Here is a 26,376-nt window from a genome sequence, read left to right on the forward strand (position 1 = left end):
AAAACAATTCAGTGCAATAGAAGAATTTCAGAGTGTAAAATTTTTATACAAAAAATGTCCAATTATTTTACACTGTCTAAAAATTTACAATCTCAATTCGTAGTTTTAAAATCAAACATGAACAACAGGTCAAATGATTGATGCCAAGATTTTAGTCATTGATGATAATAAAAGCGTACTAAGCGCTTTGGAGATTTTATTGCAATTTGAATATAAAAGTGTTGAAACACTTTTTAATCCAAATCAGATTTCTTCCTTCCCCAACATGGAGAAGATTGATATTGTACTTCTGGACATGAATTTTTCCGCAGGGGTAAATACAGGGAATGAAGGCTTATACTGGTTGAATGAAATTAAAAAGAAATCACCTAACACATCAGTAATTATGATGACCGCATACGGCGCGGTCGATTTAGCAGTAAAAGCTTTGAAACAAGGAGCGTCTGATTTTGTTTTGAAACCTTGGAACAATGAGCGGTTATTGACCACAGTAAAATCTGCATTTGAACTTAGAAAATCCAAAGAAGAAATACACAAGCTTAAAAAGAAGGAAAGCAACTTAAAACAAGTCATTAACGATGACAAAAATTTCATTATAGGAAATTCCAAGGCATTGACCTCCGTTTTAAATTTGGTTAGAAAAGTGGCCAAAACAGATGTAAATGTTCTCATAACTGGGGAAAACGGTACAGGTAAGGAATTGATAGCTCGCGAAGTACACCGGATATCCTCCAGAAAAGAGGAGGTTTTTATTGGTGTTGATATGGGGTCCATTGCTGAAAACCTATTTGAAAGCGAGCTTTTTGGCCACACAAAAGGTTCTTTTACAGATGCCAAGGAAGATCGCTCCGGCAAATTTGAAGCTGCTCACCAAGGGACTTTGTTTTTAGATGAAATGGGAAACCTTTCGCTTCAGATGCAAGCTAAATTATTGTCGTCCATTCAAAATAAATCTGTGGTAAGGGTCGGTTCCAACAAATCGGTTAATGTAGATATTCGTTTGGTGTGCGCTACCAATTGCAACTTAGAACAGATGGTTGCGGACGGACTTTTTAGGGAAGATTTATTGTACAGAATCAACACGATTCAAATTGAGGTGCCCCCGTTGAGAGAGCGAGGAGAAGATATTATGATTTTGGCGGACTTTTTCCTAAAAAAGTTTGCAAATAAATACGATAAAAAGGGATTACGGATGAATAATTTGGCCCAAGAAAAACTAATGGAATATCTATGGCCAGGAAATGTGAGAGAACTCCAACACACTATGGAACGTGCCGTAATCCTTTCAGAGGGAAATGTTTTAAAACCAACGGATTTCTTGCTGCATTCCAAACCAAATCAATCCATGGAGAATGGGCCGGCAACCTTAGACGAAATGGAATTGCAAATGATTTCTAGAGCGTTGGACCAACATGATGGAAATTATAGTGCGGCGGCTGATCAATTGGGTATTTCCAGACAAACGCTTTACAACAAACTGAAGAAAAAGAATAAATAATGGCGAGCAGAAACTTTTATGTACAGCTCATTTTTAGAGTGCTTTTTATTACGCTAACAGCATTGGCTTTTGCATTTGCAGTATTTAAGTTATGGTATTTTACTTTGGCATTCTCTATCATTTTCCTTGTTGCACAAGTGTATTCCTTAATTGCTTTCATAAATAGTACTAACCGCAAGATTTCTTATTTTTTTGATGCCATCCGCAATGAGGATTTTACGTTGCGGTTTCCAGAAAAAGTTTCCATAAAATCTTTTAAGGAACTCAACCAGAGTTTGAACAGGGTAAACGGTCTTATTCAAGAAGTTCATTTACAATTACAGATAAGGGAGCAGTATTATCAAGAAATTCTAAAACAGGCAAGCATAGGAATCATGACCTTTAATGATAAGGGACACATTCTTTTTTCTAATCCTACTTTGGAAAAATTGTTGAACTATACACCCTTAAACCACATTAAGCAGCTTGCACAAGTTGATGAAGGGTTGTATCAGGTTTTTAAATCGTTTAAACCTTTTGACAGGAAGTTGTTCCAACTTACCAATGAACGGGAGCAAATACAATTGGCGCTAAAATCTACGCCCATTACGTTAGACGGAAAATCACTGATATTGGTTGTTGTGCAGGATATTCATGAAGAGCTGGATGAAAAGGAAACCGAATCTTGGGTGAGACTTATTAGAGTGCTAACCCATGAAATTATGAATACGATTACCCCAATAGCTTCAATTTCAGATTCTATAATTAAATATTATAAGAAAGATGGCAAAGTAGTGTCTTCTAAAAGTTTAGATGAAACTCAAATTAAGAATACACTAAAAGGATTGGAAGTAATAAAGGAGCAAGGAGGAAACCTAATGGATTTCGTTCAATCCTACCGTAGTTTATTAAATGTTCCTGAACCCAATAGAACCATAGTAAGTGGAAAAAAGTTATTGGGAAAAATAGAGGTCTTAATGTCGACCAGACCGGAAAATGAGCAAACCAATTTTTATGTGGAATGCAATCCTGATGAGTTGGAATTTTTTATTGACGAAAAACAAATTACCCAAGTATTGATTAATCTTGGTAAAAATGCCCTGCAATCTGTTAGGGAAACAAAAAAAGGACAAGTACATATTATTGCAGGAATTGAAAATGATGGTGTAAAGTACATAGAGGTAAAAGATAATGGACCGGGAATACCATCAGATTTAATAGATGAAATTTTTGTTCCTTTTTTCACCACTAAGAATGAGGGCACTGGCATTGGTTTGAGTCTATCCAAGCAAGTAATGCAATTACACGGGGGTAATCTAAAGGTTCGATCTATTCAAAATCAAGAAACTGTTTTTAGACTAACCTTTGCGTAACCATTGAGTTTGAAAATGAAGAAGGAAATACTTTTAAAGTTTTGTTGGGACTACCTAAATAAAAGAACAGAAAGACTACAGGAAAGGAGTGTTTCATTGCAAGAATCCCTGAACTCCGAAACGAAGAGCAGTGCTGGAGACAAACATGAGACCGGTAGGGCAATGGTGCAGCTAGAGCAAGAGAAACTGGGAAAACAACTTTTTGAGCTTGAAGAAATAAAAAGAGTTCTTCAAAAGGTAGATATTAAAAAAACGTCGAAAAAAATCAGTTTGGGAAGCCTGATTAAAACAACTTCAGCTAACTACTTCATTGCAATTTCTGCAGGAACGGTTAAAAGGGATGATATCTCTATTTTTTGTATTTCAGCAGGTTCGCCAATAGGCAAACTTTTATTGGGAAAACAACAAGGAGATTTGTTTAGCTTCAACGGCACTGAGATTAAGATTCTCGATGTAAATTAATTTTTATCACTCCTTTTTCAAATGTTATCCTGAGCAATGTCGTACTTAGCTTGTTGAAATATTGTTGAAGAAAAAGAACTTTTTCCTTCTGGCCTATTTATAAATCAATAGCCCATATCCATCCATTTCCACTGGATTTTTTAAATAAATTTCCCGAACTTCACTTATCGTTGGATATAAATCATTAAAACGGATTCATATCCTTTTAGTTAGCCATAATTTAAGAAATGACCGTACTCACCGCAAATCAAGTAAATGAACTTTGTATTTTTATAGAAAATCAAATTGAAAAAAATGGATGCGACCATTCTTTAAAAAACACATTTGAATGGGCTGAACAAAACGGAATCCATAAAGCTGACTTAATCGATGTTTTAGAATTGAATGGTGGATTTTGTGACTGCGAAGTGACATTCAATTTACCTGAAAATTGTGATTTGGAACTTGAATCTGACAATAAAGAAATAGATTTTAAAAATCCGTTCAAACTACCTGTGAATTTTGAAAAAGCGGAAAACAAGATTTACACAAAAGCAATATTTTCAAATTCAGAATACGGAAATAACAATTACACAAAAAATGGTGAATTACTAATTCCAGCACCTTTTGGATTTAAACCGAAAAAGAGAGTTAGGAAAAGTATGCACTTTTTTAACGGAACTGAATCTGAATTGCCATCAGAAATCGGAATCGTTAAGGAAATTGAACCGATAACTGGAAAGGAATTTGCCAAAAAAATCCGTGACTTAAAACTGGAATCTTTTATGAGATTTTCAGAAAGAGATGCTGAATATTATTTTTCGCGAATAGAAAAAATTGACATTGGAAAACCAATGGGAACACACTTTATTGAACGGACAGGAATTGGCGGAACGAAAATTGAATTGAAAATACATAAAGTGATATTTAGAAAATAAAAACTATGGCTAACAACACCTATACGCAATGCGGGGTTTAGGTTTAATCGAAAGGCGGTTGCTTATTTGGTGTGTCGCCAAAGTATTAAATTTAGTATTTTAGAAAATATAAAAACAAAACATAAACTTTGGCTAAGTGCTAGCTTGAAAACCAGTGATTTTCTGCTTCCGCACTGCGCATAGCTAAACGATAAGTGAAAACCCCTTGAGACCGACAGGCGGGTTTCTGTCTATCTTTTAACTAGACTTAGGACTTCAGTTGAATTCGAAGTGACAAAATCAATCCAAATCAGGTTTTTTGCGATAAGCCTTTTTATTGGAATCTATTTTTTTAGATTTTAATCGCTTTTCAACTGAAGATCTTGAAGGCTTTGTAGGTTTTCTTTTTTTGGGAACCTCCAAGGCTTTTTTAAGTAGGTCAAAAAAACGTTTTATAATAAGAGCTTTGTTTTTATGCTGACTTCTTGCTTCATCACACTGTAGAATAAGTGATCCCTCTTTAGTCAATCTTGCCTCAAGTTTTAATAAGAATCTGCTCTTTTCGGCATCGGATAGACCATAGGAAGATTGTGGATTGAAAGTCAATTCTACTTTTGAAGAGACTTTGTTTACATGTTGTCCACCTGCGCCGCTGCTTCGTATGGCTTTAAATTGAAGTTCTTTAAGGATTTGTTCTTTGTTCAATTTGAAGACGTGAATTAATTGTTTCCAAAGATACATTAAGGAAAACAGTATCACCTTTCTGTAGCTTTTTTGAAGTATTGAAGTATAAAACTGTTACCTCATTCACCGTAGCTTCATTTAGAAAATGACTTCCTTTAAAAAAAGAATCTTTTACGGACACTTCCAAACCTGAAGTATCGGAAATTTGAAATTCGTGCGGATAAACAAGAACCGATTTATCAATTTCGGCATAGGACTTTAGGAGTTTGATGGGAAGTCTATTTACTTCCCCAAAAAGCGAAGCCGTGTAATAATTTGGAGGGTTCTTATAAAGCTTTTTTGTTTTCTGATTGGCAACGATTCTCCCTTTTTCTAAGACAATGGTACTTTCCGCATAGGGCAAAACATCATTGGGGTCATGACTTGCAGTAAGAACGGTGATTTCTTTTTCTTTTAGATACGGAAACAAATTTCTCCGTAACGAGTTCCTTTTAAAATTATCAATATGTCCAAAAGGCTCGTCTAAAAGTAATAGTTCAGGTTCTTGGGCCAAAACGCGAGCTAAGGCTACGCGTTGCTGTTGGCCTCCACTTAAATTTTTAACCTTGGTTTTTGCATAAGCCTCAAGTTCTATAAGCGCTAAAAGTTCTTGAATTCGTTGTTGATGCGTTTCACGCTCAAACACAGACAGATGTTGTCCAATATTTTCTTCAACAGTTATAAAGGGCATCAAATCAAAATCCTGCGAAAGATATTTCATGTATGATTCCCCTGGAACAAGATTATAGTTTGGACCAAGAGCTTCCTTATCGCCCCAAAAGATAGCTCCGGTCTCAACATGCAAAAGCCCATAAATAATTTTGAGCAAGGTACTTTTGCCAGACCCACTTTCTCCCATCAGTGCCAAGTTTTCCCCTTTTGCCACTTGAAAGGAGATATCTTCCAAAATAACTTGGTCTTGATAACTGAAAGAAGGAATATGAACGTCAAGCATAATCGTCAGAAAGATTGTTTTGTCAATTCGAGCGTAGTCGAGAACTATTTGCATCTCGACGGCGCTCGATAGGACATTTTTTTAAATCTATCAATCCTTAAACTCTTTTAAAATGGATTGATTAGGAAGCTGGTCATATCCCATATTGAACAACGTAAAACCAAAGATATCCGCATATTGTTCAATGGTTTTGCTCACAGGTGTTCCAGCACCATGCCCTGCATTGGTTTCTATTCTTATTAAGGTTGGATTTTCCCCCGCTTGTTTTTCCTGTAGCTCCGCTGCAAATTTAAAACTGTGTGCTGGAACCACACGATCATCATGATCTCCAGTAGTCACCAAAGTAGCTGGGTAGGCGGTTCCTTCTTTAACATTATGTACAGGAGAGTACCCTTTTATATAATTGAACATTTCTTCGCTTTCCTCGGAAGTGCCATAGTCATAGGCCCAACCTGCACCGGCAGTAAAAGTATGATATCTAAGCATGTCCAGCACGCCGACAGCGGGTAACGCCACCTGTACTAAATCCGGTCGTTGGGTCATGGTAGCACCTACCAATAACCCTCCATTAGAACCACCTCTAATGGCAAGATATTCTTTTGAGGTATAGTTGTTTTCAATTAGGAACTCTGCTGCAGCAATGAAATCGTCAAAGACATTTTGCTTTTGCAGTTTGGTTCCGGCAATATGCCATTTCTTCCCATATTCCCCACCACCTCTAAGGTTAGGAACTGCATAGACACCTCCTTGTTCCATCCAAACGGCATTTACAATACTGAATGAAGGTGTTAGGCTAATATTGAATCCGCCATAACCATATAAAATGGTAGGATTTTTACCGTTGAGTTCTACTCCCTTTTTATATGTAATGATCATAGGGACCTTAGTACCGTCTTTGGAAGTATAAAACACCTGTTTAGATTCATAATCTTCTGGATTAAAATCAATTTCTGGTTTCCAATATTGCTCGTATTCTCCAGTTTCTACATTGTATTTGTATGAAGAGCTTGGCGTGTTGTAGTTGGTAAATGAAAAATAAAATTCTTTCTCTTCTTTTTTGCCGCCAAAACCACCTGCGCTCCCTACACCGGGCAACCTGACTTCGCGAACCAGTTTACCATCATAATCATATTGTAATACCTGAGAGATGGCATCAACCATATATTCCGTAAAGAAATAACCTCCTCCCGTTCCAACCGTCAAAACATTTTCAGTTTCTGGAATAAAATCCTCCCAGTTATCTGGAGTAGGATTGGACGCATCTGTTATCACAATCTTTTTGTTAGGAGCATCCATATTGGTGACCAAATACAACTTGGACCCCACATTTTCTATCACATAGGTATCAGAATCGGTATGGTCCAAAATGGGAATCAACTCACTATTGGGTTCAGTTAAATCTTTTAGAAATAATTTGTTGCCAGAGGTTGAGGTTGAGGCTGAGATGAACAGGTATTTTTCATCTTCTGAAACTGAAGCACCTACATACCGATGCTTTTCTTCAGGGGTGCCACCAAATATAATTTTGTCCTGAGATTGCGGAGTACCCAATTCATGATAGTACAATTTGTGCTGGTCTGTTTTTGCAGACAGCTCACTTCCTTTGGGTTTGTCATAGCTGGAGTAGAAAAATCCTTTATCTCCTTTCCAAGAAATTCCACTAAACTTTATATCAACCAAGGTGTCCTCAACAATTTCCCTGCTTTCAGAATTGATTACGATGCCTTTGCGCCAATCACTGCCTCCTTCAGAAATTAAATATGCCGCCTTGGAGCCATCTTTTGTAAACTGCAGCCCCATTAAGGAAGTGGTGCCATCCTCAGAAAAAGTATTGGGGTCTAAGAAAACTTCTTCTTCCCCACCTTCTTTTTTTCTATAGACCACATACTGGTTCTGCAACCCATCATTTTTGTAGAAATAGGTATAGTCACCCTCTTTAAAAGGAGAGCCCAGTTTTTCATAATTCCATAGCTTTTCTAATCGGTTCTTTAAATCTTCCCTAAAAGGAATTTTATCCAGGTAATTGAATGTAGAGGCATTTTGTTCTTTTACCCAAGCTTCGGTTTCCTCGCTTCGGTCATCTTCCAACCAACGATAAGGGTCTTTAACTTCAGTTCCAAAATAAGTATCAACAGTATCGACTTTTTTAGTGGTTGGGTAGTTCACGACTATGGGTTCTCTTTTGGTAGTTTCTTTACAAGCAGCTATAAGAATTAGGGCTGCAAAGGGGATTAATTTTCGCATGTCTTTTGGATTGATTCTGCTAAAAATACCATAAAAAGCCACAATCTCTAAAGAAGGAGAAAGCTTTAACGTATTTTAAGAAACTACTTGAGAAGTGTTGGAAACCAGCTTATTTTCCACTAAATACTCAGCAATTTGAACGGCGTTGGTTGCGGCACCTTTTCTAAGATTATCAGAAACCACCCACATATTTAGAGTATTGCGTTGCGTTTCATCTCGGCGTATACGACCCACGAAAACATCATCTTTTCCATGAGCGTAAATAGGCATGGGATAGGTGTTGGTATCTGGGTTGTCCTGAACCGTTATGCCAGGAGTTTCGCTAAGTAGTTTTCTTACTTCGGTCAGGTCAAAATCCTTATGGAATTCCACATTAACCGATTCTGAATGACCTCCGGCGGTTGGGATGCGAACAGCAGTAGCCGAAACGGAGAAGGTACGGTCATCCAATATTTTTTGAGGTTCGCGAGCAAGCTTCATTTCTTCCTTGGTATACCCATTTTCCATGAATACATCGCAATGTGGCAATGCATTTCTCCCAATAGGATATGGGTAGGCCATTTCTCCTTGCACACCGGCAATCTCATTTTCTAATTGACGAACAGCTTTTACGCCGGTTCCTGAAACAGATTGATAAGTGGAAACCACCACACGTTTCATTTGATATTTTTTGTGGAGAGGATTTAGCGCCATCACCATTTGAATGGTTGAGCAATTGGGATTGGCTATAATCTTGTCTTCAGTGGTTAATTCGCTAGCGTTTATTTCTGGGACCACTAGTTTTTTAGTAGGGTCCATTCGCCAAGCTGATGAATTGTCAATTACTGTAGTCCCAACTTCGGCAAATTTAGGAGCCCATTCCAAAGAGGTATCTCCGCCAGCTGAAAATATGGCAATATCCGGGTGAGCTGCAAGCGCATCGTTAAGTCCGATTATTGTGTATTCTTGATTCTTATAAGTCAATTTCTTGCCCACAGATCTTTCAGAAGCAACCAGTAATAATTCTGAAATAGGAAAATTACGCTCTGCCAATACTTTTAACATTACCTCGCCAACCATTCCAGTGGCTCCAACAACTGCTACTTTCATTTTATTCCTTTTGGAGAGACAAATGTACTACAGATAAAAATTTAAACAAGTATTTTAAAATCACATAATCAAAAAATAACAAAATGTTACAAATAAAACAACCGTCAGAATGTTAGCGAAACAAACTGACGGCTTTAAGATTATTATTGTGATGTAGCGGTTGGCCTTTTTATAGGCGAACGATTTTTACTTCTTTAATAAGTCCCTGATTTCTGAAAGTAGCTCTTCTTGAGATGGACCTGCTGGTGCTTCTGGAGCTGCCTCTTCTTTTTTCTTCATCTTGTTCACTCCTTTTACAATCATGAACATCACAAAAGCGACAATGATGAAATCAATAACGTTGGTTAAAAAATCGCCATATAGTACAGCAACTTCACCAACTTTTTCTCCAGCGTCATTCATGGCTCCTTCTTTTACGATATATTTTAAATCTTTGAAATCCGCATTAAAGATTAGTCCAATCAAAGGAGAGACAATTCCCCCGGTAAAAGAGGCAACAACCTTGTTAAATGCTGCACCCATAACGAAACCTACGGCAATGTCCACCAGGTTTCCTTTCATTGCAAAATCTTTGAATTCTTTCAACATAATTTTATAGTTTAAGTGGTTAATAGGCTTACAATGTAATTAAAAAAGAGGTTTATGCCAATTTGCCGGCATAAAATCATGAGTTAATGATTACCCTTTTTACCCTTGGAGAAATAGCTGTTAATATTTCGTAAGAGATAGTATTTGCTGATTCCGCAAAATCTTCTGCAGATTGGTTTTGTCCAAAAACCACAACTTCATCACCCTCTTTACAATCGATATCCGTGATATCTATCATAATCATATCCATGCAAACATTGCCAATAATAGGTGCTTTTCTACCTTTAATAAGCACATGACCTTTTTGATTTCCGTATTGTCTGCTTATCCCATCAGCATGCCCTAGTGGGAGTGTGGCCGTTATTTTATAGCCATCAGATTTGTATGCGCGATTGTAGCCCACGCTTTCATTTGGCTCTATTTTATGGATTTGAGAAATGATGGTTTTCAATATAGCGACGGGCTTTAACTGGGCGTCAATTGCCTTATCATTACCATAACCATATAAGCCTATTCCACTGCGAACCATTTCAAATTGAGCTTCAGGATAATTTATAATTCCTGAGGTATTCAGCATATGGCGGAAAGGAGCATACCCCAATTTTTGATTAAGCTCTTCGCTTATTTTTTTGAAGGTTTCAATCTGAGTTAAGCTAAATGGTTTTTCAGAAGCATCTTCTGAAGCGGCCAAATGGGAAAAAACAGAAACGACCTTTAGTTCCTTTCTATCTCTTAAATGCTCAACAATAAAATCCACATCATTTTCCCAAAAACCAAGGCGGTTTAATCCTGTATTGAATTTAACATGAATGGGATAATCTATTTGCTTTTTGTCCTTAGCTATTTCTAAAAAGAGCTTTAGATTTTTTGGAGAATAGATACTGGGTTCCAAAGAATGGTGAATCAATTCGCCAAAATTTACAGGCTGAGGATGCAGCACCAAAATGGGAGATTTAATCCCAGCATTCCTAAGCAAAACACCTTCCTTTACGTAAGCAACAGCAAAATAATCTATTCCCAAGCGTTCCATTTTTTTTGCAATAGTTATCATGTCGCTTCCATACGCAAAAGCCTTTACTACTGCTAAAAATTTGGTTTCTTGGGCTAATCTGGATTTTAAAAACCAGTAATTGTGTTCTAGCGCGATTAGGTCTATTAGGAGGGTGGTGTCACCAATTTTACTCATTGGCGGCTTTCTTTTTAGCTTCCACTTCCTCAGAATCCACATTCATCTGACTTACTTTTTCCTTTAACATGGCCTTGTAGAAAGCGGCTCTGCTTAAAGGTTCATACTCTCCAGTTTCACCAAGAAGCACAAGCTTGTCATTATTGGATTTTCTAAAACTGTAATTGGCCAAGTTTCCGGTACGGGTGCAAACTGCATGAACTTTGGTTACGTACTCGGCAGTAGCCATTAACGCTGGCATGGGACCAAATGGGTTTCCTTTAAAATCCATATCCAATCCAGCTACTAATACACGAACACCTCTGTTGGCCAAATCATTGCAAACAGTAACTATCTCATCATCAAAAAATTGAGCCTCATCAATTCCAACAACGTCACAGTCATCTGCCAACAGACGAATATTTGCTGCTGCCGGAACCGGAGTAGATCTAATTTCATTGGAATCATGGGAAACCACCATATCCTCATGATATCGGGTGTCCACAATAGGTTTAAAAATCTCAACTTTTTGTTTGGCAAATTGGGCACGCTTTAATCTTCTAATAAGTTCTTCGGTCTTTCCAGAAAACATAGAACCGCAGATGACTTCTATCCATCCAAATTGTTCTTTAGGGTTTACTGTGTTTTCGAGAAACATACCGTACTTTTAAACGAAATTGTGTAGTTTTTCGTTTTATTAAAGGAAAGCACAAAACTACTAAAAAAATATGCCTCGACTTAAGATTAAAATTTAACCTTTTGTTCTTAGTGGTATAATGAAAATGATTTTATTTTTATAGTAAAGATTAATAGCTATGATACGGAAATTAAGGGAGGAGCTGATAAAATTGTCCACAGACATTATTACAACAAGAGACGATAAGGAATTGACAGAGCTTTATGATAAGGCTAAAGACATCTATGAAAAACTGGCAGTACTTAAATTTATAGATGAGAAGTTGAGCGATGTTGAAGTCGATGTGTCTAAAAACGTAATTGCTTCACGGTTTGAAAAAATGGCAAATGCTGTTCTAAGCGGCAATATTGCAGTACCTGAAAGTAACCCACACGAAGAAGATATAATTATTCCAGGGATGGACACCATAAAGGATATGGTTTCAGAAATGCCTACAGAAGAGGCTATAGAACATGTTTTTACAGAATTTGTGGCGAAACCAGAATACATGAAGAATGAGAAAGAAATTCTTTCTCCACCAGAAACAAACGGGAATACAGAAAATGGCAAATCTAAATCACTGAATGATACCTTTGTTAAGGATTTTCAAGTTGGACTTAATGATAAATTGGCCTTTGTAAAACATTTGTTCAATAATAACACGAATGATTACAACAGGGTGTTGTCTCAGCTTAATACAATTGATACAGAGGAACGTTCCATTGCTTTTATCACCAATATGGTAAAACCAGAGTACAAAAACTGGGAAGGCAAAGAAGAATATGAGTCACGCTTTATGGCCTTGATAGCGCGCAGATTTCAATAAACCGTTCTTTTCCGTTTACTTTTTATATTTTTAAGGGGATTACAACCTTAAATAATCAATTATGAATTTTACAAAAATTGCCTTTTGGCTTTCAACAGTATTGTTGACAGCTATAATGTTCTTTTCTGTTTATAACTATTTCTTTAATAACGAAATGATCCGTAGCTTCTTTGAAAGTATGGGCTATCCTACATATATTATCTATCCTTTGGCCATTGCCAAGATACTTGGACTAATAGCGGTTTGGGGCAATTTTTCCAAGTGGTTAAAAGAGTGGGCGTACGCAGGGTTTTTCTTTAATTCTATTTTAGCGTTTTTTGCTCATTATATGGTAAGTGACGGACAACATGCGGGAGCGGTTATTGCTTTTGTTGTTGTTTTGATATCTTATTTTACAGGAAAACAAGTAAGGCCTTAACTTTGGCCTATGGGAAAATTATTTCTGGTTCCGACTCCAATAGGTAATCTGGAAGATATTACGCTTAGAGCCATTAAGATTCTTAAAGAGGTTGATTTAATTCTGGCGGAAGATACCCGCACCAGTGGAAAACTGCTCAAACATTTTGAGATAGCAACACCTTTGCAAAGTCACCACATGCACAACGAGCATCATCAGATTAATGCATTGGTACAAAAGCTAAACGGAGGTGCTGTTTTGGCGTTAATTTCTGATGCAGGAACTCCAGCTATCTCCGACCCGGGATTTTTACTGACACGTGCTTGTGTGGAACATGGTATTGATGTGGAATGTCTACCTGGTGCAACAGCCTTTGTTCCAGCTTTAGTGAATAGTGGACTGCCAAATGATAGATTTGTTTTTGAGGGATTTCTACCGGTCAAGAAAGGTCGTCAAACAAGATTGAAATTTTTGGCAGAAGAGACTCGTACCATGGTATTTTATGAATCTCCGCACAAGCTACTTAAGACATTGAATCAGTTTGTAGAGTATTTTGGAGAAGACAGACCAGTCTGCATATCTCGAGAACTTACTAAAATGTATGAGGAAACGGTTCGCGGCACTGCAAAAGAGATTTTGGAACACTTTACCCAAAACCCTCCCAAAGGAGAATTTGTAATTGTGGTTGGTGGAAACAAATAAATACTATATTTAGGTAGCCAATCAATAAAGATGAATACTAAGATGCGTTTTAAAAGAGCATGAATTTAGCTCCTTGGGCCATTGCTCTTTTCACTGTAATTGTTGTTTATTTTCTTGACCGTTGGGAGAATAAACATATCAAGTCTATTTTTGACTGGGTACCGGCAATACTATTGGCCTATTTAATCCCTGCTGGTATTTCATACGCGTTGGGGCTCGATTTATCCCATGCTAAAATCCACGATTACAGCAAAGATTTCTTTATTCCCTTAACCATTGTTTCAGTAATGGCAAGCCTTTCATTGGGGCAGCTTAAGGCTATTGGCTATAAGCCAATCGTGCTTTTTGTATCGGGGTCATTTTTTATTGCGCTTTTTCCGATAATTTTTGTCATGGGCTTTTCCGATATAACCTTGGTTGTCGAAACACTATCCAACGATGGTTTTTGGAAAGGAATACCTCCAGTAGTAGGCAGTTGGATTGGAGGAAGCACAAGTCAATTAGTGCTAAAGGAATTGGTAGAATGCCCAGAGGCAATTTTCCTTTCTGTTTTGGTGATGGACAATATCTTGGTCAACGTTTGGACAATTTTAATGTTTCAGGGAATTAAAAAAAGCAACAAACTAAACACTTGGTTCAAAATAACGGATAAAGGAATACCAGAGGAAATCCGTACAGAAAATCAAAAACCAATAGCTGTATGGATAACCGTCGTTATTCTTTTGGCGATTGTTTTTGCCACCAACCACTTTATTGAAAGTTTTGTGGGGAAAGTAGTTTTACTTTCCATTATTGGCTTGGCTCTTGGAAACTTTATTCCCCGATGGAACTTTAAGTTCTCATTAAAGGCAGGAGCAATTTTAATCTTGGTGGTCATGGCCATTTTAGGATTAAAGCTGCAGTTTGACACCCTTGGTTTTGATGTATCCTTTTTTGGCTTTTTAGTAGTTTGGTTATTAGGTCATTTTGTTTTTATGGTCCTAGTGGCCAAATTGATGAACATAAATATGGCTTGGGTACCCATTGCAAGTATGGCGAATGTAGGAGGGATAGCAACGGCGCCAGCTGTTACGGCCGCTTATGAGAAGAAATGGATGCCCCATGCTATTGTATTGGCAATACTAAGCATGGCAACAGGTACTTTTTGGGGGATGCTTACGATATACTTTTTAAAAGTAACAGTAGGGTCTTAACTATATTAAATCTTTGAGCGGCTATTAAAACGCCAGATTTGATAGTTCTGGAGTGTATTTTCGACAATATCTATGGCATTTAGTATTTGACTCCAATGGTTCAAAAGTTTAATCCTGAGATTGATAAGGTGTATTTCATCAACAAATACACACTGTTTCATATTATGTCAGGTTCTGGTACCATCCAAGTGGATTTTAAGAATTATACAGATTGGCAAGACAAGGCCATTTACTTGGAAAAGGGGCAGTATATCAAATTCTTTTCGGATGATTTTGTGGTCAGAAAGATAGAATTCCCAAACAAGACCATTTTTGAGAAGAAAGAGGTGCGAGTTCTTTTTAAGCACCTGATTTCGTTAGGCTACATCAACTTTAATGAATGTGAGGAATGCAAAAGATATCTGTCAAATACAGTTTTCTCTGAAAACACCGCTGAAATTATCGACATCTCTTCAAAACAGTGGTATTGGCAAAATCCTTTTCAGGCAAGCAAACAGGAGTATCAGATTATTTTTGATGTAAAGGAAATTATCGACAAGGAATATTACGGCAATTTCAATAATAATGACCTCTCCGCTTTAATGTTAGAAAATGGATATAATGCCCAAGCACTTGTAAAGGATAAGATAGGTCTATCAGTTAAGGCTTTACTCTCTAACAAAAGATTAATGGAGAGCAAAAAGAAAATAGCCTTTACAGATAAGAGCATTCAAGAGGTGTCTTTTGAAACAGGGTATAGGGATCCAGCATACTTTAACCGGGTATTTAAAAATACTACGGGACAGACGCCGTCAGAATTTCGAAACGATTTCGATTATGAAAACCGTGATACCTTCACCAAAAACCTTATCGAATTATTAAAAAATCATCATGCTGAACAGCGAAACCTTGAGTTTTATGCTGACAAAATGAATCTCTCCGTCAAGGCACTTTCCAAAAAAACTAAAGCAAAAATGAACGCTTCTTTAGGTCAGCTGATTCGAAACGAGTTGATTTCTACCTCAAAAAAACTACTTGTCCAAGAAGCTTCCGTCAAGGACATTGCCTACAAACTTGGATTTGAAGAGGCGAACCATTTTTCAAACTTCTTTAAAAATTATACAGGAAGTACTCCTACCGATTACAAATTCAAAAAGTACAATTCTTAGCGTCTTTTTTGTACCTCTTTGAAGGCATTCCATGCTGAAATTTGCAATGTAATTACAAACTAAAATTTGTTTAATCATTAAAAATAAAAGTAATGGATATTAAATCACTGGCCACCGAAATGGATGGCATTGTAGGCAAAGGAGCCATTGTAGATGCTGTAAAACAATTTTTTGCAGAAGACGCCACAACGTCTGACTATAATGGACTAGCGACCACGAACAAACAACAAATGGTCGAAAAAATGGAAGGCTTCGCGGGAGCAATCGCTCAAGTAAATGGGATTACCCATCACCATACTATTGTAGATGGAAATGTATCAGCTTCGGAATTCACATTTGATTTCAATATGAAGGACGATAGCAAAATCTACTGGCACGAAATCATTCGTCGTGTATGGAACAACAATGGTGAAGTAGTTCAAGAAGAATATTTCAACGCCCAATAAATGTTCCCGTCTTTCCCTGATATTAAACCTAAAACTCGATTACGTGGTATTAGTGATGCCAGTTTTGGCGCCCTTTTTATTAGGTCCAGATGGTATTATCAATTAGGACTGAAGGGAAGAAATATCAGTAAGGATAAAGACATATTAATTAAAACAAACAAATAAATATTTAAAGAAAAGCAAAATGAAAATTTTAAAATTATCTATAGTAATGGTAGCACTAACATTTGCTACAAATTTATCGGCTCAAGACAAAATGGCCAATAATATTGACAATAGTAATATTGCACTTGCAGGTTATAGCCCTGTATCATACTTAGATTTGGGATTGGCCCAAAGAGGAAATAAAGCGCATAAATCCGAATACAAAAAAGTGGTTTATTATTTCACCTCTGAGGAGCAAAAGGCAACTTTTGATAAAAACCCTTCCAAGTATTTACCTCAATATGGTGGTTTCTGTGCTTTTGGCACCTATGCTGGAGCAAAATTCAGAGTGGACCCAACTAAATTCATCGTAAAAGATGGAAAATACTACTTGTATTTGAACAATGTGGAGTTGGATGCAAAACAACTCTGGCTTGCAGAAAACAATCATGCAAAATTAAAAAGTGTTGCTGACACCAATTGGAAGAAGTTGGGTAAGACGCATAACTAGACCATTTTAATAATCGCTAAAATTTTTAGTCATGAAATTCATAACCAAAAGAATTCACGCATTTTTAGATTACCCTGTGGCTGTTGCATTAATAGTGCTACCCTTCTTACTGGGTTTGGGTGATTCGAACCCGTTGGCTTTACAACTTTCGGTAGCGACAGGAATTGCAGCATTTGTGCTGACCTTGTTAACTGACCATCACTTAGGAGCTTTTAAAGTTATTCCCTATAAGTTTCATTTGTTGGTTGACTTTATAGTTGCCGTAGTATTTATTCTGGCGCCTTTTATACTGTCTTTTGAAGGAATCGATGCTTACTACTATTGGATAAATGGAATTGCGGTACTAACGGTGGTTAGCCTTCATAAAGCAGAAGTAATTGCTTAGAACTATGAAAGTGGAGAATAACGCTAAAACCATGTTCTTTTTCATATAAAAACAACTAAAGATTTAGATTGGTTGTGGCTCAAAGCATGTCAATTGTAAGATTGATGTGCTTTGGTGTTTAACGTAAATCGTAAAATTAAAAGAACAAAAGCTAAGTGGCTAAAACTACTCTTGGCTTTTTTATACATTTAACAGACATGAAACAATTACTCTCCGATATTCGTAAGTGCGAAGTATGCATAGAACACCTTCCTCTAGGGCCAAGACCCATTGTTGCAGGACACCCAGATGCTAAAATCCTGATTATTGGTCATGCGCCGGGCACGAAAGTGCATAAAACCGGAATACCCTGGGATGACCCTAGCGGTAAACAACTCAGAAAATGGATGGGTGTGACGGACGAAATCTTCTATGACGAAACCAAAATTGCCCAAATGCCGATGGGATTTTGTTATCCAGGAAAAGGAAAATCAGGCGATTTGCCGCCGCGCACCGAATGCGCACCGCAATGGCATAAGTCTCTTTTGGAAAAACTGACAAACGTAGAACTTACAATTTTGATCGGACAATATTCCCAGCGCTATTATTTGGGGAACAAAATGGAAAAAAATTTAACAGAAACGGTTAGAAATTATGGCAACTACGCCCCCGAATATTTTGTATTGCCACACCCTTCACCTAGAAACCGATTTTGGTTGAGCAAAAACCCTTGGTTCGAAGTTGAAGTGATTCCGAAACTTCAGGAACATATTTCAAAACAATTGAATGTTTAATACGAAATACCGGATCGTAATCGGCTAAAAGTTTCAGGTTTCATGTTAAGGTAAGAGGCCAAATATTTTTGCGGAATCACTTTTAGCTCTTCAGGGCAACGTTGCATAAAAGCGATATAACGCTGTTCGGCAGAAAGGGTTAAAAGTTCTACCTCTCTACTCAACCTTCCAAATAAGATCTGTTGAAAAAATTCATGTCCCCACTTATAAAAGTCAGGGTGCCTTTCAAACAAATCTTGGTAGTCTTTAAATGAAATCGCCAACATTTTTGAAGGTTTCAACGCTTCCAAAAAAGTATCCGAAGGTTGTTTTTTAATGAAGGAATCAAACGCCCCCGAGGGGCTTCCCGAGTACGAAAACCCAAGAACCACTTTCTCCCCTTTCTCGTTTAAGATGTAAATGGCCTGGACCCCTTCCAACACAAAATAAAAATAACGTTCAATATTTCCGGCTTCCGTGATGAGGTCGTATTGATTAAAAGTCTTTACTGACCACAGCGATTTAAAATGATGTTCTTCTTTTTCGGTCAAAGCGACCTGAGGGAAAAATGACATTAGGTGAACAAAAGTTTCATCATCCATATGGGAGGATATTTTCCTCAAAAATAATCCAAAATATTCCTTTCCCGAATCTCATCATAATCCTGTCAGCACTTAGCAGAGCTTAAGTGTTGAAGGTGTAAATTATGTACCTAACGAAAGTGGGAATTTTGCAAACATGTTTTGTCAGACCTTCAAACAAGAATCAATTGGAATAAAAAGCAAGTTTCGGGTTGAACAACTAAGGAACACATCCGATATTTGTATAATAGTATTCATTGAAAAATATTTTTCTTAAAAATATTCCCATGGAAATTAAAAATTCTACAGAAAAGGACATTGATGAAATATTTCGGTTGTACGGTCTAGCATCTGAGTATCAAAAATCAAAAGAAGGAGTAGTGGTGTGGCCTACATTTAAAAGGCAACTTGTGGAAACTGAAATCGATGAAAACCGCCAATGGAAGTTGCTTATTAACAATCAAATTGCTTGTGTTTGGGCAATTGCATTCGATGACGAGCAAATCTGGGAAGAAAAGAATGTCGATGCCGCAATTTACATTCATCGAATTGCCACCAACCCTGATTTTAGGGGCAACAATTTTGTTGCGATTATTGTGGAATGGGCAAAAGAATATGCTACCGAACTTAATAAGGATTATGTGAGATTAGATACCTTGGGCAATAATAAAAAGCTGATTAAATACTACGTTAATGCTGGTTTTGAATTCTTGGGGATGTTTGATTTAAAGAATACTGATGAATTGCCGGGCCACTATAAGGAAGCCCCAGCCTGTTTGTTTGAAATCAACCTGAATCCAGACAAAAAAGGCACTAACAATTGATTTAATATATTCAACTAAGAGAAACATAGGTACAATCAAAAAAACAACTTGCTAGACTTATACATTAAAATCGGTATTGAGCATGGTAAGAGAATGGGGTCATGCTAATCACAATTATCTTTCACCTCATAGTTTATGGGTTAATAAAAGCCTAATTGTATATAATTTAAGAATGATTGAAATGGAATGGATATAGTTTGGTGGTCTAAATGACCATTTATGAAAATAAAACTACTTCTTCTAATTTCAATTTTCACCCTCTTATACACCAATGGATTTTCCCAAACAAATACAAATCCTAACAACAACTTAGAATTCTCAACAGGCTTCAATTCGGGCTCATTAAAGAATTTAGAATTTGCGCCAGTATCCCGTTACGATTATGATGGCTTGTTTTACAGTTTAAACTATGAGCGTAAAAGCAGAAATGAAAATTTATTTGAAATACAGGTCGACTATTTAACCACAGAGTTAAAATCAGATGCAATTCCACAACTAAATACAGACTATTCAAAAATTGGATTGGGTTTTTCGTATTTAAAACAAATTTTTGATAAAGATGCTTTTTCCATACACATAGGATTACAATCTCAAACCACAGCCTCTTTATACCGAGACAATTATTATTTAGTAGATCAAGAATTTGGTATAGCAAGCCGATTTACATATCAGTTAAACAAAAAACAATATTTAACTTCTAAACTGACCATTCCTTTGGTCTTAATGCGGCTTAGGGGAGATTTTGGTTTAGATGTGTATTTAGTAAATCGCTATCAAGGCGCCCTATGGAACTTAGAATATGGGTATTCAATCTCTAACAATTTTGGCTTACGTCTAAGCTATGATTTTAAATACAATAGACTTCAAATACCAAATGCATTCCGAGAATTACAACATCAGTTTAACCTAGGCATTAATTATAAATTTTAATTATGAAACGTAACTCACCTATAATTTATGTTTTTTATTTTCTATTAATTTCAATACCAACATCTTGCTCAGATACTTTGATTGGTGATGAAGGAAAATCGGATGAAGACATTTATTTAAACTATCAAACAAAAACAGATTTAGAACTGCCTTTTGAGGAAGAATGGTATGTGTTTGTTGGAGGTAGAACACACTTAAACGGACGACATCATTTTATTACTCGGGGTACAGGTCAAAGATATGCCTATGATATTGCTGTAGTAATTGATGGAAGTAGTTTTTCAGGAGATAGTAGTAAAAACGAGAATCACTATTGTTTTGGAAAACGCTTAAATGCTCCTGCGGGTGGTAAAATAATGGCCCTAGAAAATAACATTGATGATAATTATGTATCAGGTTCAGTAAATAGTGATATTAATGATAGTAATCTTGCGGGCAATTATATAATAATAGATCATTTAAATGGGGAATACTCTATGTTGGCACATTTTAAAAAAGGGTCTATAATAGTTTCTGTTGGGGATATGGTTGTTAAAGGGCAAGAAGTAGGTAAAGCTGGAAATAGTGGAAATTCTACTGGCCCACATTTACATTATCATTTACAGAACACACCCGATTATCTTAATGGAATTGGACTGCCTGCCCAATTTGCAAATTACTATGAAGATGATGAATTGATAGAGAGAGGCGAACCGGTAAGAGGTCAAACCGTAGTAAAAAATTAAACAAAGCTTGTAAAGCATATTAGGGAAAAAAGTGTCAGTAAAGTGAACGGAAAAGACATAAGCTATTCTTTAAGTCTCCCGACCTGCACTGAGTAAAGTCCAAGCGTCAAAGAAAAGGGAAAGAATTGTTCATGAATTTATAGCCCATATCTATCCATTTTGAGTTGATTTTTAAAGTAAAAACAGCGAACTTCACTTATAGACGGGTATAAATCATTAAAACGATTCATATCCTTTTAGTTGTGTTGCATTTAAAAATATAGAGATTTAAAAAAGAATATGAAAATAATGTGTCTTAATGGATGGGGCGGAAAACTCTGCGACAAATTACTACCATATTTGACTGACGAAGACCCAGATATTCTTTGCTTACAAGAAGTTGTACATACACCAGAAACTGGAAAAGACTGGCTTACTTACAGAGACGGAGACCATATTCTTTCTCAACGTGCTAACTTTTTTAGAGATGTTGAAACTGTATTACCTAACCACATTGGTATTTTTTGTCCAGCTTCACAAGGTGTTCTATGGGATGAGAATACTAAAATTCCTTCGCAATGGGGACTTGCAACTTTTGTGCGAAAATCTTATCCAATAATTGGACAAGTCCAAGGGTTTGTACATAAATCATATTCACCTTATGATTATGGAGAGCATCCTCGTTCCAGAAGTGCGCACACGGTTAAAGTGTTCGACTATAAGAACAATAAACCTGTAGTTATTACACATATGCACGGTTTAAGAGACTTGAATGGCAAAATGGATACGCCTGAAAGAGCCCTACAAGCACATAAATTAGTGTCATTTGCAAAAGGAGTGGCAGAGAATGATGATACTCTTGTCGTTTGTGGAGACTTCAATGTAGAACCGAGTAGCGAGACACTAAAAATTTTGTCTGAGGCTGGACTAACTGATTTAGTAACTACAAGAACTACAAAAGGAACTCGTAATTCTCATTACAAAAAGAAAGGTAGGTATGCAGATTATATGTTAGTCAACGAACATACTAGTGTTTTAGATTTTAATGTGATTTTTGAACCAGAGGTTTCGGACCATTGCCCATTAATTCTGATTATTTAAAATAAATGGAAAATAAAAAACGCACCAGAACAATGTATAACAGCAATTACGGCAAATTTGACTAGATCCGAATCCACTCGGGATTGTTAAGGTCAGTGACCAATCCGAAAACTAACGCATAAAAACCCGTAACTGACGGTTATACGAGACCGATAAGTGCAATCCAAACACAACTTGCCATGCATGCAAAGGTTGTCACTTTAAAACGCTGTTTACTTTATGCCAAAATCTCATCTATCTGTACCATATGTCGTTCCACATGGGAGAGTAAAAATTCAAAAGCTTCAGGTAAATAAAAACGCACTAGCGGGCCAATAGCAGAGGTAATTTTAGTTTTGGTCACATCCTTGTTCCTGCTTTTTAAAATAGATCGTTTAAGATGGTCATGCAATTTGAAAAATTCAGTAAAAATGGAATCAATTTTTTCTCTGTTCAAATCTTCTTTACTCAATAGCGGCTCAAAGCGTTTAAGGGTTTTCATTTTCCATTTTCTAACACCCTCTTTTGGGCGTTGTCCTTCAATCACAAATTTTTGCCAAGGCCTAGCCTTAAATTCTTTTGAACCAGAATCGTTAGTAGGGAGTTTATCCAATGCAATGTCTATCTTTTCAACATATAAGGTGTAAGAAATATTCAAATGGGCAATTACCTCTACCACATTCCATGATTTAGGATGCGGAGGAGTGGTCAATAGTGAAACATCCAACTCTTGGAGTGATTTCACTTTATTGACAATGCGGTTTAATCGCTGAATTTGACTTTCCGGGCTTAGGATTAAGCTTGCCATAACTGTTCGTTTTTTGATTGGAACAAAGTTCAGTTATAACACACCAACAAATGTTGATGTAAATCAAGAAATCTATTTACCTAAAAGCTATGCATCTAATATCTAGACCCATCATGCTTTCCTTCTTCCCAACCGTGCTTTCCAAGATATTGTTCCCCGCTTTCCACAGCACCTTCCTCAATAGAAGTGCCCATAGAATCGTTCCAACGGTTGAGGTAACCAAATAGGGAAATTACCCCAAGCATTTCTACAATTTCTCCTTCGTTCCAATGCTCATGCAAGCGAGCTTTTATTTCGGCATCCACCGCATTGGGTACTTGTGAAGCTACTAAGGAAAAGTCCAGAGCAGCACGTTCAGCCTCAGAAAAAGATGGATGGGTTCTGTATTCCCAGATATTATCCAGTTGCTCCTGTTCTGCACCATAACGTTCCGCAGCCCTTATAGCATGCGCTTGGCAATAACGACATCCGGTAGCATTGCTGCTTACCCATGCAATCATCCGTTTTAAAGCAGAAGTAACCCTTCCTTCATTGGCCATTACCGCTTTATTAAGATTGATAAATGCCTTTGAAATTGCTGGCCGATGCTGCATGGTCAAAACGGAGTTTGGGCAAAACCCAAGGGTCTCGTTAAAGAATTCGGCGAGCTTTTTTGTCTCTGCATCGTGATTAGGGTCAAGTGGATTTACTAAGGCCATGAATGTAGTTTTAAATTGTATTTTTGAGGACTACAAGAAACGAAAATTTGACATCATGACAAATCATATCACTACCAAATGGCTGGGCGAAATGGCCTTTGAAAGCAATAACCCTTCAGGATTAAATTTAAAGATTGATGCAGGCCCTGATGATGGGGGCAAAGGAGAAGGATTTAGGCCCAAGGCATTGATGCTTTCTTCCGTTGCAGGTTGCTCCGGATTGGATGTTGCCTCCCTCATTAAAAAAATGAAATTGGAAGTGGATGATTTTCAAATTGATACCATTGCCAACTTAACGGATGAGCATCCAAAATACTACGACACTGTTGCTATAGAGTATCATTTTTATGGCTCCAATCTGAAGGAAGATAAACTACAGAAGGCCGTAGATCTATCTGTGGAAAAGTATTGTGGAGTAATGGAGATGTTTAGAAGATTTGCCGAGCTGGAGATTAAGACGATTTTTCATCATAAATAGGTGAATCGTCACTTCGAGTGATTCTGATAAAATCAGAATTGTATCGAGAAGCACTTAAGTAAACAAGAAATGAAATTATCCTATGTTTACATCTTAGAATGCTCGGATGGAACGTATTATACAGGTGTTACTTCTAATTTAGAAAAACGGTTTCAAGAGCATAAAGAAGGAAAACATCAAGATAGTTATACATTTTTGAGAAGACCTTTAGCATTGGTTTTCTATGCTGAGTTTACAGATATAAGTATTGCTATTGAGAAAGAAAAACAAATCAAGAAATGGTCTCAAGCTAAAAAAGAAGTTTTGATTAGAGGAGACTATGATGCATTGCCCAATCTTGCTAAAAAGAATTTTCAATAACTTGTTCTCGATACATTTCGAAGCAAGTTCGAAACACTCGAACTGACGTTATCAAAAATCAAACGCTACCATGCGCTGGACCATAAAGCCAAAACCCACCCAAACGGACATTGATCAATTTTCAAGTGAATTGAAGGTAGATGAGTTGGTGGCCCAATTACTTTTACAACGAGGAATAACAACATACGAAGAGGCGAAAGCCTTCTTCCGGCCACAACTATCTCATCTGCACGATCCTTTTTTAATGAAGGATATGGATAAGGCAGTAGCACGTATTGAATCTGCTATTGCAAATAATGAAAATATCATGGTCTATGGAGATTATGATGTGGATGGCACAACAGCTGTGGCATTATTGTCATCACATCTTTTAGAGAATTACCCAAATGTAACAACATACATTCCGGACAGATATGCGGAGGGATATGGGGTATCCATGCAGGGAATCGACTTTGCATCAGATAATGACTTTACCTTGATAATTGCTTTAGATTGTGGCGTAAAGGCGATTGAACAAGTAAATCATGCCAAGGAAAAAGGAATAGATTTCATTATATGTGACCATCATAGACCAGGTACGGAACTACCAGATGCAATTGCAATTTTGGACCCTAAACGTGATGATTGTAATTATCCGTACAAAGAGCTTTGTGGTTGTGGTGTAGGATTCAAACTGATTCAGGCATTGACTCTAAAAAATGGTGGAACGATAAATGACCTTATCCCATATTTAGATTTGGTGGCAACCGCTATTGGCGCAGATATTGTTCCCATAACTGGAGAGAATAGGGTATTGGCGTATTATGGATTGCAAGTGATTAATATGAATCCTAGAATTGGGTTTAAAGCGATTATTGATCAAATTAAAAAAAAGACCCTTACCATTACGGATGTTGTTTTTATAATCGCTCCGCGAATCAATGCTGCCGGACGAATAAAACATGGACAACATGCGGTAAACTTGTTGGTGGAAAAAGATTTGAGCGTTGCCCAAACGTTCGCCAAAGAAATTGAACAGTTTAATTCGGACAGGAAAAATCTTGATAAAGAGATTACTGAAGAAGCCCTTGTGCAAATTCAGAAGAATGAAGAAGAGGAGCGGTTTACTTCAGTGGTCTATAATGAAAATTGGCATAAGGGAGTTATTGGTATTGTGGCGTCGCGACTTACGGAAACCTATTATCGCCCTACACTTGTTTTTACTAAGAGTGGCGATAAGCTGGCTGCATCGGCCCGATCGGTAAAGGGTTTTGATGTCTACAACGCCCTAGAGGGATGTTCAGACTGTTTAGAGCAATTTGGGGGGCATAAATATGCGGCCGGATTGACCTTGTTGGAAGAACAATATGAAACTTTTAAGGCCCAGTTTGAAAAAGTGGTTTCTGAATCTATTGACCCTAAATTATTAGAACCCGAACTTACTATTGACACTAATATTGAATTAAGCCAAATTGATGATAAGCTAATGAGGATTATAAAACAGTTTGCTCCTTTTGGCCCTGGTAATATGGCGCCGGTTTTCATGGCTGAAAAAATTCAAGATACCGGCTACGCAAAAGGTGTAGGAGAGGGCGAAAAACATTTGAAACTATCAGCATTTCAAAAGGGTTCTGCAACTATTGGGGCAATAGGCTTTAATTTAGGGAGTAAAATCGAGAGAGTAAAAAATAAAAATTCATTTGATGCTGTTTTTTCCTTGGATGAAAATGAATGGAACGGAACTATAAGCCTGCAGTTAAAATTAAGAGATATTCGCTAGAT

General features: G+C 37.0%; 30 protein-coding genes. 20 read left to right on the plus strand and 10 right to left on the minus strand.

The window, feature by feature from the left end:
- Window positions 1-133: 133 nt before the first annotated feature.
- The 4 genes from SJY44_RS03375 to SJY44_RS03390 all read left to right on the plus strand — a co-directional run bounded on the left by SJY44_RS03375 (window position 134) and on the right by SJY44_RS03390 (window position 4,229).
- Window positions 134-1,498 carry a sigma-54-dependent transcriptional regulator gene (locus SJY44_RS03375; protein WP_396591286.1) on the plus strand — a complete coding sequence of 455 codons (1,365 nt, stop codon included), beginning with the start codon at window positions 134-136 and terminating at the stop codon, window positions 1,496-1,498.
- Complete coding sequence (locus tag SJY44_RS03380; RefSeq protein ID WP_396591287.1) at window positions 1,498-2,850, plus strand: sensor histidine kinase; 1,353 nt, start codon at window positions 1,498-1,500, stop codon at window positions 2,848-2,850. Before SJY44_RS03375 ends, SJY44_RS03380 begins: the two co-directional genes overlap by 1 nt.
- Before the next feature lie 15 nt (window positions 2,851-2,865).
- Complete coding sequence (locus SJY44_RS03385) at window positions 2,866-3,312, plus strand: 3-oxoacyl-ACP synthase (RefSeq protein WP_299168456.1); 447 nt, start codon at window positions 2,866-2,868, stop codon at window positions 3,310-3,312.
- 227 nt (window positions 3,313-3,539) lie between these two features.
- Window positions 3,540-4,229 carry a DUF2695 domain-containing protein gene (locus SJY44_RS03390; protein WP_396591288.1) on the plus strand — a complete coding sequence of 230 codons (690 nt, stop codon included), beginning with the start codon at window positions 3,540-3,542 and terminating at the stop codon, window positions 4,227-4,229.
- A 279-nt stretch (window positions 4,230-4,508) separates the two neighbouring features.
- On the opposite strand, the gene arfB is transcribed toward SJY44_RS03390, so the two are convergent.
- The 7 genes from arfB to SJY44_RS03425 form a co-directional block, all read right to left on the minus strand.
- Entirely contained in the window at window positions 4,509-4,913 is a 405-nt protein-coding gene (arfB, locus tag SJY44_RS03395; protein WP_396591289.1) for an alternative ribosome rescue aminoacyl-tRNA hydrolase ArfB, read from the minus strand.
- On the minus strand, window positions 4,891-5,940 hold the full coding sequence (locus SJY44_RS03400; protein ID WP_396591290.1) for a sulfate/molybdate ABC transporter ATP-binding protein: 1,050 nt from the start codon (window positions 5,938-5,940) through the stop codon (window positions 4,891-4,893). Before SJY44_RS03400 ends, arfB begins: the two co-directional genes overlap by 23 nt.
- A 36-nt stretch (window positions 5,941-5,976) precedes the next feature.
- The gene (locus SJY44_RS03405) at window positions 5,977-8,130 is read right to left on the minus strand and encodes a prolyl oligopeptidase family protein (RefSeq protein WP_396591291.1); all 2,154 of its coding nucleotides are present in this window, start codon (window positions 8,128-8,130) and stop codon (window positions 5,977-5,979) included.
- Window positions 8,131-8,205: 75 nt separating this feature from the next.
- Window positions 8,206-9,219, minus strand: coding sequence for an aspartate-semialdehyde dehydrogenase (locus SJY44_RS03410; protein WP_396591292.1), 1,014 nt, complete (start codon window positions 9,217-9,219; stop codon window positions 8,206-8,208).
- Between the two features lie 186 nt (window positions 9,220-9,405).
- Window positions 9,406-9,807, minus strand: a complete 402-nt coding sequence (mscL, locus tag SJY44_RS03415; protein ID WP_298923651.1) for a large-conductance mechanosensitive channel protein MscL — start codon at window positions 9,805-9,807, stop codon at window positions 9,406-9,408.
- Window positions 9,808-9,883: 76 nt separating this feature from the next.
- The gene (gene alr, locus SJY44_RS03420; protein ID WP_396591293.1) at window positions 9,884-10,993 is read right to left on the minus strand and encodes an alanine racemase; all 1,110 of its coding nucleotides are present in this window, start codon (window positions 10,991-10,993) and stop codon (window positions 9,884-9,886) included.
- Window positions 10,986-11,630: a thymidine kinase gene (locus tag SJY44_RS03425; protein WP_299168434.1), complete on the minus strand. Its 645-nt coding sequence runs from the start codon at window positions 11,628-11,630 to the stop codon at window positions 10,986-10,988. Before SJY44_RS03425 ends, alr begins: the two co-directional genes overlap by 8 nt.
- A 157-nt stretch (window positions 11,631-11,787) precedes the next feature.
- On the opposite strand from SJY44_RS03425, the gene SJY44_RS03430 reads away from it, so the two are divergent.
- The 9 genes from SJY44_RS03430 (at window position 11,788) to SJY44_RS03470 (ending at window position 18,173) form a co-directional block, all read left to right on the plus strand.
- On the plus strand, window positions 11,788-12,474 hold the full coding sequence (locus SJY44_RS03430; RefSeq protein ID WP_396591294.1) for a hypothetical protein: 687 nt from the start codon (window positions 11,788-11,790) through the stop codon (window positions 12,472-12,474).
- Between the two features lie 61 nt (window positions 12,475-12,535).
- Window positions 12,536-12,892: a DoxX family protein gene (locus SJY44_RS03435; protein WP_396591295.1), complete on the plus strand. Its 357-nt coding sequence runs from the start codon at window positions 12,536-12,538 to the stop codon at window positions 12,890-12,892.
- A gap of 9 nt (window positions 12,893-12,901) precedes the next feature.
- Window positions 12,902-13,573 (plus strand): 16S rRNA (cytidine(1402)-2'-O)-methyltransferase, encoded by a 672-nt coding sequence (gene rsmI, locus SJY44_RS03440; RefSeq protein WP_396591296.1) that lies wholly within the window; start codon window positions 12,902-12,904, stop codon window positions 13,571-13,573.
- A 59-nt stretch (window positions 13,574-13,632) separates the two neighbouring features.
- Window positions 13,633-14,766 carry a DUF819 family protein gene (locus tag SJY44_RS03445; protein ID WP_396591297.1) on the plus strand — a complete coding sequence of 378 codons (1,134 nt, stop codon included), beginning with the start codon at window positions 13,633-13,635 and terminating at the stop codon, window positions 14,764-14,766.
- A 95-nt stretch (window positions 14,767-14,861) separates the two neighbouring features.
- Window positions 14,862-15,914: a helix-turn-helix domain-containing protein gene (locus tag SJY44_RS03450; protein WP_396591298.1), complete on the plus strand. Its 1,053-nt coding sequence runs from the start codon at window positions 14,862-14,864 to the stop codon at window positions 15,912-15,914.
- Window positions 15,915-16,006: 92 nt separating this feature from the next.
- Window positions 16,007-16,360, plus strand: a complete 354-nt coding sequence (locus SJY44_RS03455) for a hypothetical protein (protein ID WP_298923666.1) — start codon at window positions 16,007-16,009, stop codon at window positions 16,358-16,360.
- Between the two features lie 184 nt (window positions 16,361-16,544).
- Complete coding sequence (locus SJY44_RS03460; protein ID WP_298792534.1) at window positions 16,545-17,015, plus strand: YHS domain-containing (seleno)protein; 471 nt, start codon at window positions 16,545-16,547, stop codon at window positions 17,013-17,015.
- A gap of 31 nt (window positions 17,016-17,046) precedes the next feature.
- Window positions 17,047-17,400, plus strand: coding sequence for a hypothetical protein (locus SJY44_RS03465; protein ID WP_396591299.1), 354 nt, complete (start codon window positions 17,047-17,049; stop codon window positions 17,398-17,400).
- 197 nt (window positions 17,401-17,597) lie between these two features.
- On the plus strand, window positions 17,598-18,173 hold the full coding sequence (locus tag SJY44_RS03470; RefSeq protein WP_396591300.1) for a uracil-DNA glycosylase family protein: 576 nt from the start codon (window positions 17,598-17,600) through the stop codon (window positions 18,171-18,173).
- Here SJY44_RS03470 and SJY44_RS03475 read toward each other — a convergent pair.
- Window positions 18,170-18,754, minus strand: coding sequence for a Crp/Fnr family transcriptional regulator (locus tag SJY44_RS03475; protein ID WP_298923672.1), 585 nt, complete (start codon window positions 18,752-18,754; stop codon window positions 18,170-18,172). The two genes, SJY44_RS03470 and SJY44_RS03475, sit on opposite strands and share 4 nt — an antisense overlap.
- Before the next feature lie 266 nt (window positions 18,755-19,020).
- Between SJY44_RS03475 and SJY44_RS03480 the strand changes: the two genes are divergently transcribed.
- The 4 genes from SJY44_RS03480 to SJY44_RS03495 all read left to right on the plus strand — a co-directional run bounded on the left by SJY44_RS03480 (window position 19,021) and on the right by SJY44_RS03495 (window position 22,292).
- Window positions 19,021-19,557 carry a GNAT family N-acetyltransferase gene (locus SJY44_RS03480; RefSeq protein ID WP_396591301.1) on the plus strand — a complete coding sequence of 179 codons (537 nt, stop codon included), beginning with the start codon at window positions 19,021-19,023 and terminating at the stop codon, window positions 19,555-19,557.
- Window positions 19,558-19,776: 219 nt separating this feature from the next.
- Window positions 19,777-20,487, plus strand: a complete 711-nt coding sequence (locus SJY44_RS03485) for a hypothetical protein (protein WP_396591302.1) — start codon at window positions 19,777-19,779, stop codon at window positions 20,485-20,487.
- A 2-nt stretch (window positions 20,488-20,489) separates the two neighbouring features.
- Window positions 20,490-21,212: a M23 family metallopeptidase gene (locus tag SJY44_RS03490; RefSeq protein ID WP_396591303.1), complete on the plus strand. Its 723-nt coding sequence runs from the start codon at window positions 20,490-20,492 to the stop codon at window positions 21,210-21,212.
- 279 nt (window positions 21,213-21,491) lie between these two features.
- Complete coding sequence (locus tag SJY44_RS03495; RefSeq protein WP_396591304.1) at window positions 21,492-22,292, plus strand: endonuclease/exonuclease/phosphatase family protein; 801 nt, start codon at window positions 21,492-21,494, stop codon at window positions 22,290-22,292.
- A gap of 217 nt (window positions 22,293-22,509) precedes the next feature.
- Here the strand turns inward: SJY44_RS03495 and SJY44_RS03500 are convergent, their stop codons facing one another.
- Window positions 22,510-23,079, minus strand: a complete 570-nt coding sequence (locus SJY44_RS03500) for a DinB family protein (RefSeq protein ID WP_396591305.1) — start codon at window positions 23,077-23,079, stop codon at window positions 22,510-22,512.
- A 95-nt stretch (window positions 23,080-23,174) separates the two neighbouring features.
- Entirely contained in the window at window positions 23,175-23,777 is a 603-nt protein-coding gene (locus SJY44_RS03505; protein ID WP_298923679.1) for a carboxymuconolactone decarboxylase family protein, read from the minus strand.
- 55 nt (window positions 23,778-23,832) lie between these two features.
- On the opposite strand from SJY44_RS03505, the gene SJY44_RS03510 reads away from it, so the two are divergent.
- The 3 genes from SJY44_RS03510 to recJ all read left to right on the plus strand — a co-directional run bounded on the left by SJY44_RS03510 (window position 23,833) and on the right by recJ (window position 26,374).
- The gene (locus SJY44_RS03510; protein WP_396591306.1) at window positions 23,833-24,255 is read left to right on the plus strand and encodes an OsmC family protein; all 423 of its coding nucleotides are present in this window, start codon (window positions 23,833-23,835) and stop codon (window positions 24,253-24,255) included.
- Between the two features lie 69 nt (window positions 24,256-24,324).
- Window positions 24,325-24,615, plus strand: coding sequence for a GIY-YIG nuclease family protein (locus tag SJY44_RS03515; protein ID WP_396591307.1), 291 nt, complete (start codon window positions 24,325-24,327; stop codon window positions 24,613-24,615).
- Window positions 24,616-24,685: 70 nt separating this feature from the next.
- Complete coding sequence (recJ, locus tag SJY44_RS03520) at window positions 24,686-26,374, plus strand: single-stranded-DNA-specific exonuclease RecJ (protein ID WP_396591308.1); 1,689 nt, start codon at window positions 24,686-24,688, stop codon at window positions 26,372-26,374.
- The last annotated feature ends 2 nt before the right edge of the window (window positions 26,375-26,376 follow it).

Source organism: Allomuricauda sp. R78024 (genome assembly GCF_044596045.1).
Lineage (GTDB): Bacteria > Bacteroidota > Bacteroidia > Flavobacteriales > Flavobacteriaceae > Flagellimonas.